Annotated in this window: 6 protein-coding genes; all 6 read left to right on the top strand. The window is 55.9% G+C overall.

Annotated elements, in window-relative coordinates; translation table 11 throughout:
• Positions 1–28: 28 nt before the first annotated feature.
• Genes Q1L85_RS10115 through Q1L85_RS10090 form a run of 6 tightly spaced genes read left to right on the top strand, consistent with a single transcriptional unit; the run spans position 29 to position 7,609 of the window.
• Positions 29–346, top strand: coding sequence for a hypothetical protein (locus tag Q1L85_RS10115; RefSeq protein WP_062817566.1), 318 nt, complete (start codon positions 29–31; stop codon positions 344–346).
• 26 nt (positions 347–372) lie between these two features.
• Complete coding sequence (locus Q1L85_RS10110) at positions 373–957, top strand: cytochrome c (protein WP_300425283.1); 585 nt, start codon at positions 373–375, stop codon at positions 955–957.
• A gap of 32 nt (positions 958–989) precedes the next feature.
• Positions 990–1,532 (top strand): DUF411 domain-containing protein, encoded by a 543-nt coding sequence (locus Q1L85_RS10105; RefSeq protein ID WP_300425282.1) that lies wholly within the window; start codon positions 990–992, stop codon positions 1,530–1,532.
• Positions 1,529–2,857, top strand: coding sequence for a TolC family protein (locus Q1L85_RS10100; protein WP_300433047.1), 1,329 nt, complete (start codon positions 1,529–1,531; stop codon positions 2,855–2,857). The genes Q1L85_RS10105 and Q1L85_RS10100 overlap by 4 nt, the downstream gene beginning before the upstream one ends.
• An 11-nt stretch (positions 2,858–2,868) precedes the next feature.
• Complete coding sequence (locus Q1L85_RS10095) at positions 2,869–4,494, top strand: efflux RND transporter periplasmic adaptor subunit (protein ID WP_300433045.1); 1,626 nt, start codon at positions 2,869–2,871, stop codon at positions 4,492–4,494.
• Positions 4,487–7,609, top strand: coding sequence for an efflux RND transporter permease subunit (locus Q1L85_RS10090; protein ID WP_300433044.1), 3,123 nt, complete (start codon positions 4,487–4,489; stop codon positions 7,607–7,609). The genes Q1L85_RS10095 and Q1L85_RS10090 overlap by 8 nt, the downstream gene beginning before the upstream one ends.
• Positions 7,610–7,633: the final 24 nt, after the last annotated feature.

Genomic DNA, 7,633 nt, shown 5'->3' with positions numbered 1-7,633 from the left:
GTTTTTAACACAACCTAGGAGTCACATTATGAAACGCCAATCACTCAGCTATTTCGTCGCCCTGCCGGCATTATTGCTTGCCCTGTCAGCCCAGGCCCACGATCCCAAGGAGCACATGAAGGAGGCGCAGGCGCCGGACTGTGCGGCCATGAAAGACATGGATCATTCCAAAATGGACATGAAGGACCCGGTTATGCAGGCTATGATGAAAAAATGCATGAAGGCCATGCACAAGGATGAAGAAGGATCGCATGAAGCTCATGGGGACAAGGGCCATACCGATCACGGTAACCATGACGAAAAATCCGATGAAAAAAAGCCGGCCAAACACCAGCACAAAAAATAACGGGTAGCCATTCCTGAGGAGATAACATGACGTCCTTTAAGTTTTTATCCTGCTTTAAATGCCTCGCCGTTGCGGCAGGCGTGGCGGCGGTGACCGGTGTGGGGTTCCTCTATTCGGGTCTCTATCCGATGGGAGCCGATGACCATCACAACGACTTGACTTATTGGGCGCTGGAAACCCTGCGCGAGCGATCCATCGCCCGCGCATCAAACGACATCGAGGTGCCGACCGACCTGAATTCGTCCGAGCGCTTGCTGGCAGGCGGCGCCGACTACAACGACATGTGCACCGGCTGCCATCTCAAACCGGGCAAGACCGAAAGTGATTTTACCCTGGGGCTGTATCCCGCGCCGCCCAATCTAACACTGACGGGTGATAGGCATGGGCATGAGCATGCCGGTGACACTGATAATGATGACGAGGCCATTAAGCGACAATTCTGGATTATTAAACATGGCATCAAGGCTTCCGGGATGCCGGCCTGGGGGCCGGGTCATGACGATCAGCGTATCTGGAACATGGTGGCGTTCCTGCAGCGCCTACCCGAGTTGTCGCCGCAGCAATACCAGATCCTGACCGCGCGCGACGCCGATGACGCCGGGCACCATTAGCGGCAAATATTCAATTGTCTTCGGAGGCAACTATGTATCGATTTAAATTAACGGGCTTGGTGTTGGGGCTGTTGACGCTGCCCTTGATCGCGGCCTGTAATGATGGGCCTAAAAACCCAAAAACATCTGACCCATCCGCTGGTGCAGTTGAAACGCTTACCGTCTACAAAAGCCCTACCTGTGGCTGCTGTAAAAAATGGATAGATCACCTTGAAGCCGAGGGCTTTGAGGCCAGTGTCGAACACCCGGCTAATCTGGACGCCATCAAGGATCGCTATCGAATCGCAAACAACCTGCGTTCCTGCCACACAGCGGTGTCGTCACAAGGCTATGCCTTTGAGGGGCATATCCCGGCCCGCTATATTCATCAGTTTCTGGCTAATCCGCCAGCCGACGGGATTGGGCTGACAGTGCCCGCCATGCCCGTTGGCAGTCCGGGTATGGAGGTGGGTGACAAGTTCATGCCATACCGGGTTCTGCTGATGAAAAAAGACGGCAGCACTGAAGTGTTTGCCAGTGTCGAGAGCGCGGCTCAACAGGTTCAGCCACTCCAACAACCGGAAGCGCAGCCATGAAAATATTCGTCACCATGCTTTTTATCCTGCCGCTCGGTATAGGCAGTGTCATAGCCTTTGCGCAATCCCTTCCCGAGACCCTGACGCTGGACGAGGCGATAACCCTCGCCATAGATACCGATCCCTGGCTCACCGGTAGCCAGTACACTCAGCAGGCCCTTACCGACGAAGCGACCGCCGCGACGACTTTGCCGGATCCCCGAATGAGCCTGATGGCCGGCAGTTTCCCTGTTGATTCTTTTGACATCAATCAGGAAGGCATGACTCAGTTGTCGGTGGGGATCAGCCAAATGTTTCCCCGGGGTGACAGTCTGTCGCTCACCCGCCGACAAAAGCAGCAGCTAGCCGAGCAGCATCCCTTACTAAGGCTGGATCGTCGGGCCAAGGTAGGCGCTACGGTCAGCCAGTTGTGGCTGGAAGCCTTCAAGGCGCAGGAGAGTATCCGGCTGATCGAACAGGATCGCGCACTGTTTGAGCAGTTGGTGGATGCCGCCAAAGCGGGTTACTCCTCGGCGCTGGGCAGGGCACGTCAGCAGGACGTAATTCGCGCGCAGTTGGAGCTGACTCGTCTCGAAGACAGACTGACGATGCTCAGGCAGCAACAGCAAGCCGCACAGAAGCGCCTGTCCGAATGGATCGGCGCGCCTGCCACTGTCCCTCTGGCTCCGGTACTACCGACACAGTCTCTTTCCAGGCCGTTGTCGGCACCGACCATTAAGCAGGCCAGCGAGCATACGCGCTACGAATGGATCCGCCATCATCCCGCGCTACGGGCACTGGATCAGCGTATCGATGCCACGCAAACCGGTGTTGATCTGGCCAAGCAGAAATACAAGCCCGAATGGGGCCTGACCGCCCAATACGGCTATCGCGACAACGATCCCATGGGGCGCGACCGGGCGGATCTGCTCTCCATAGGCGTGAACTTCGACCTGCCCATTTTCACCGGTAACCGGCAGGACAAGGAAGTCAGCGCCGCCGTCAATCGAACCGAGGCCATCAAAACCGAAAAGCACTTGCTTGGTCGTCGGCTGATGGCGGAACTGGAAACCGCGAGCGTGCAACTGGCGCGTCTCGATGAACGCCAGGCGTTATACGCCGATCAGCTGCTGCCGCAAATGGCTGAGCAGGCAGAAGCTTCGCTGACCGCCTACAACAACGACGACGGCGACTTTGCCGAAGCCGTGCGTGCCCGCATTGCCGAATTGAATGCCAAGGTCGACGCGCTCGCCATTGCCGTGGATCGGCAGAAGACCATCGCCCAAATCAATTACCTGCTCGCCGAGGCGTCGTTCGACGATGCACGGACGGCGAAACCGTTTTAAAGGGGTTCAACATGAATACATTCACCAAAACCTTGCTGGGCACGGCCGTCGGCGCGCTGCTCGGCGCATCCGGCGTCTGGCTGCTCGGCAACCCCGATGAGAGGGATATGACAGCAACCGGCGGAGAACGCAAGCCACTTTACTGGGTGGCGCCCATGGATCCCAACTACAAGCGCGATAAGCCTGGCAAATCGCCCATGGGCATGGATCTGATCCCTGTGTACGAGAAATCCGCCGGAGAGGATGAAGCCGGCACCGTCAAGATATCGCCCGAGGTCGTCAACAATCTCGGCGTGCGCACCGCCACGGTTGAGGTAGGGTCTCTGGATCTGGATGTCAAAACCGTCGGTTACGTGCAATACGATGAGAACCGGCTGGTGCATATCAGCCCGCGCGTGGAAGGCTGGATCGAGAAGCTCCATGTCAAGGCCGCCGGGGATCCGGTCAGACAGGGCGACCCCCTGTACACCCTCTATTCACCCACCCTGGTCAACGCCCAGGAGGAATTGTTGTTGGCGTTGAAACGCGACAATCCGGTGTTGATCGGCGCTGCCGTGGAACGCTTGTTGGCGCTGCAAGTACCTCAGGCAGATATCGACCGGCTGCGTAAAACCCGCAAGGTCAGCCAGACCATCACCGTTGCCGCGCCGCAGTCCGGGGTACTGGACAATCTCGCGGTGCGTGAGGGCATGTTCGTCAAGCCTGGCTTGAGTCTGATGATCATCGGCCAACTGGAGCATATCTGGGTGATCGGTGAGGTGTTCGAACGACAGGCAAGCCTGGTCAAGACCGGCGACCAGGTGCGGATGCGGCTCGATTACCTGCCCGGTCGGGATTGGTTGGGCCAGGTGGACTATGTCTATCCGTCTTTGAATGCCAAGACACGTACCGCGCAAATCCGGGTGCATTTCAACAACCCGGACGACTTCCTCAAGCCGGGCATGTTCGCGCAGATGGTCATTGAGACCCAGGCGGGGGCTGAAGCACTGTTAATCCCGCGAGAAGCGCTGATCCGTACCGGCAGCCAGGCGCGCGTGGTGTTGGCGCTGGGTGATGGCAAATTCAAATCGGTGGCCGTTGAGGTCGGGCGTGTGGGCGAACGGCAGGTGGAAATTCAGTCGGGACTCAAAGAAGGGGAGCGCATTGTGACCTCTGCTCAGTTCCTGATCGACTCGGAATCCAGCAAGACGTCGGACTTCAAGCGCATGGCCAAGCGCGATCAGCAAGGCGAATCAATGGATGTAAAGGCAGACGCTGATTCCCGCTCAGTCTGGGTGGCTGCACGTATCGACAGCCTGATGCCGGATCACCGCATGGTGACCCTGGAGCACGAGGCCATCCCGGACTGGCAATGGCCCACCATGACCATGGATTTCACCGTCGCTGAGGCTGTGGACATGGATGCGCTCAAACAGGGAATGCGCCTGCATGTGCAGATCACCAATAACAACAGTGGTGGATACCAGATTACCCAAGTGCATATTCCCAATGAGCAAGGCAATGATGCCATGCCTGCGGGAATGGATCACGGTCAGCACGAGGGTATGGATCACGGTGATATGTCGATGCCGGAGCACAGCGAACACCAGGGCATGAACCACGGCGGTCACGATCAAAAGGAGCACAATCATGATTGAATCGATAATCCGTTGGTCCGTCGGTAACCGTTTCTTCGTGCTGCTGGCTACTTTGATGCTGGTGGGGATAGGTCTCTATTCGCTGAAAAACACCCCGGTGGACGCCATTCCCGATCTGTCCGATGTACAGGTCATTATTAAGACCAGTTTTCCTGGGCAGGCGCCGCAGGTGGTGGAGGACCAGGTCACGTATCCACTGACTACTGCCATGTTGTCGGTACCTGGTGCGGTTACCGTGCGCGGTTATTCCTTTTTTGGCGATTCCTTTGTGTATGTCATTTTCGACGAGGATACCGATGCCTACTGGGCACGTTCCCGGGTGCTGGAGTACCTGTCTCAGGTCGCGCCCACATTACCGCCTAGCGCCCGGCCGCAACTGGGGCCGGACGCTACCGGAGTTGGCTGGGCCTATCTCTACGCCCTGGTGGACCGTACCGGCAAGCATGATCTTAGTCAGTTGCGCAGCCTGCAGGACTGGTTCCTGAAATACGAGCTGCAAACCGTGCCGGGTGTTTCCGAAGTCTCGGCGCTCGGCGGCATGGTTAAGCAGTACCAAGTGAAAGTGAACCCGGAGAAACTGCGTGCTTTCAGTATTCCCCTGTCCCTTATTCAGATGGCGATCCAGCGCGGCAACCAGGAAGTGGGCGCCTCGGTGGTGGAAATGGCCGAAGCCGAGTACATGGTGCGCGCCAGCGGCTACATCCAGGGTATCGATGATCTGGCCAACATTCCGTTAGGGTTGGATGTTAACGGTACGCCGCTGTTGCTCAAGGATGTGGCGGATATCGAGTTGGGGCCGCAAATGCGCCGTGGCATCGCCGAGTTGAACGGCGAAGGTGAAGTGGTGGGCGGTATTGTGGTGATGCGTTTCGGTGAGAACGCCCAGAAAACCATTGATGGGGTCAAGGCCAAGCTGGAAAAACTCAAGGCGGGTTTGCCCGATGGCGTGGAGATCGTAACCGTTTATGATCGTTCAGGGCTGATATCTCGCGCCATTGACAGTTTGTGGAAAAGTCTGGCCGAAGAACTCGCCATTGTGGCGTTGATCTGTGTCATTTTCCTATTTCATGTCAGGTCCTCACTGGTGGCGGTCTTCAGTCTGCCGCTAGGTATACTCACGGCTTTTACCGTGATGTATTGGCAAGGTCTCAATGCCAATATCATGTCATTAGGCGGTATTGCGATTGCGATAGGCGCCATGATTGATGGCGCGATTGTCATGATCGAAAACATGCATAAGCATATGGAACGTACGCCCTTGACGCCAGAGAACCGTTGGAAAATCGTGGCGGCGTCAGCCAGTGAAGTCGGTCCGGCGCTGTTTTTCAGTTTGCTTATTATCACTGTGAGCTTTGTACCTGTGTTTACCCTGGAAGCCCAAGAGGGCCGGATGTTCAGCCCGTTGGCCTTTACCAAAACCTATGCCATGGCAGCCAGTGCGGCGCTTGCTATCACAGTGGTGCCGGTTTTGATGGGATATTTCATCAGAGGCAAGGTGGTAGCGGAAAACAAGAATCCCGTTAATCGATTACTGATTGCCGGGTACATGCCCCTGCTGAAAACCGTATTGCGTTTTCCGAAAATTACACTTGCCATGGCGGTTGTGATTTTCCTCGTTGGGATCTGGCCGGTTAACAAGATTGGTAGTGAATTCATCCCCGATCTGGATGAAGGTGATCTGATGTATATGCCGACCACTTATCCGGGGATCTCGATAGGCAAAGCCAGGGAATTGTTGCAGCAGACCGACAAGCTGATCGCGACAGTGCCTGAGGTAAAAACCGTGTTTGGTAAAATCGGCCGTGCCGAGACAGCCACGGATCCCGCTCCGCTGACCATGATCGAGACCTTTATTCAGCTCAAGCCTAAAGAGGAATGGCGCGAGGGCATGACCACGGAGAAGCTCAAGAAGGAGCTGGATGCGCTAGTGAAATTCCCCGGTCTAACCAACGCTTGGGTGATGCCGATCAAGACTCGCATCGACATGCTGGCCACCGGTATCAAGACGCCGGTAGGCATCAAGGTGGCGGGCGAGGATCTGCGAGAAATTCAGAAGATTGGGCAGCGACTAGAGCAGATCCTCAAGGATGTACCCGGCACAGCCTCGGTGTATTCCGAAAGGGTGGCCGGTGGGCGTTACATCAAGGTGGATATTCAGCGTGCACAGGCGGCGCGCTATGGCCTCAATATTGCTGATGTGCAGCAGGTAATAGCCACGGCCATTGGGGGAATGAATGTGGCGCAGACCATTGAGGGGCTGGAGCGTTATCCGATCAATCTGCGCTACCCGCAGGACTATCGAGACTCGCCAGAACAGCTGGCGCTGCTGCCCATCGTTACGCCCAGCGGCCAACGCATTGCGCTCGCCGATGTGGCCAATGTCTATGTGGAGGACGGCCCGCCAGCGATCAAGAGCGAGAACGCCAGGCTGAATGGCTGGACCTTTGTAGATATCGATGGGGTGGACGTGGGCAGCTATGTACAAGCGGCCATGGCAACGGTCGAGCAGCAATTGGATTTACCGGCCGGTTACTCGGTGGCCTGGTCCGGTCAGTACGAATACATGCTGCGCGCCAAAGAGAAACTGACCTATGTGGTTCCTTTGACGCTTGCCATCATTATCATTCTGTTATACATGAATTTTCGTAACTTCACTGAAATAGCCATTATTCTGGGAACACTACCACTGGCGGTAATTGGTTCAATCTGGCTGATGTACCTGCTTGGCTATAATTTTTCTGTCGCGGTTGCGGTTGGTTTTATTGCACTGGCGGGGGTTACGGTGGAAATAGGTATCATCATGTTAACTTATCTTAACCAAGCATATCACCAATTGTTAGATACCTGTCGTGAGCGTGGAGTGCAACCATTAAAAGAAGATTTGCTCGAAGCTGTGACACAGGGCGCGGGACTTCGTGTAAGACCCGTAATGATGACTACGGTCTCCACTATCGCTGGATTGTTGCCCATTATGTTCAGTTCCGGAACAGGTGCGGAAGTTGTTAGCCGGATTGCGGCGCCTATGGTGGGCGGAATGGTGAGTGCTGTGATTTTAACGTTGTTGGTATTACCCGTCGTGTATTACCTATGGCGCACCCGCTCGCTGAAAGCATAAGAGCCTGTAAACCAAATTGTGTAA

Source organism: uncultured Thalassolituus sp. (assembly GCF_950066645.1).
GTDB lineage: Bacteria > Pseudomonadota > Gammaproteobacteria > Pseudomonadales > Oceanobacteraceae > Thalassolituus.
Note: the sequence above shows the minus strand (reverse complement) of the source record. Positions and strands in the feature narration are given on the sequence as shown.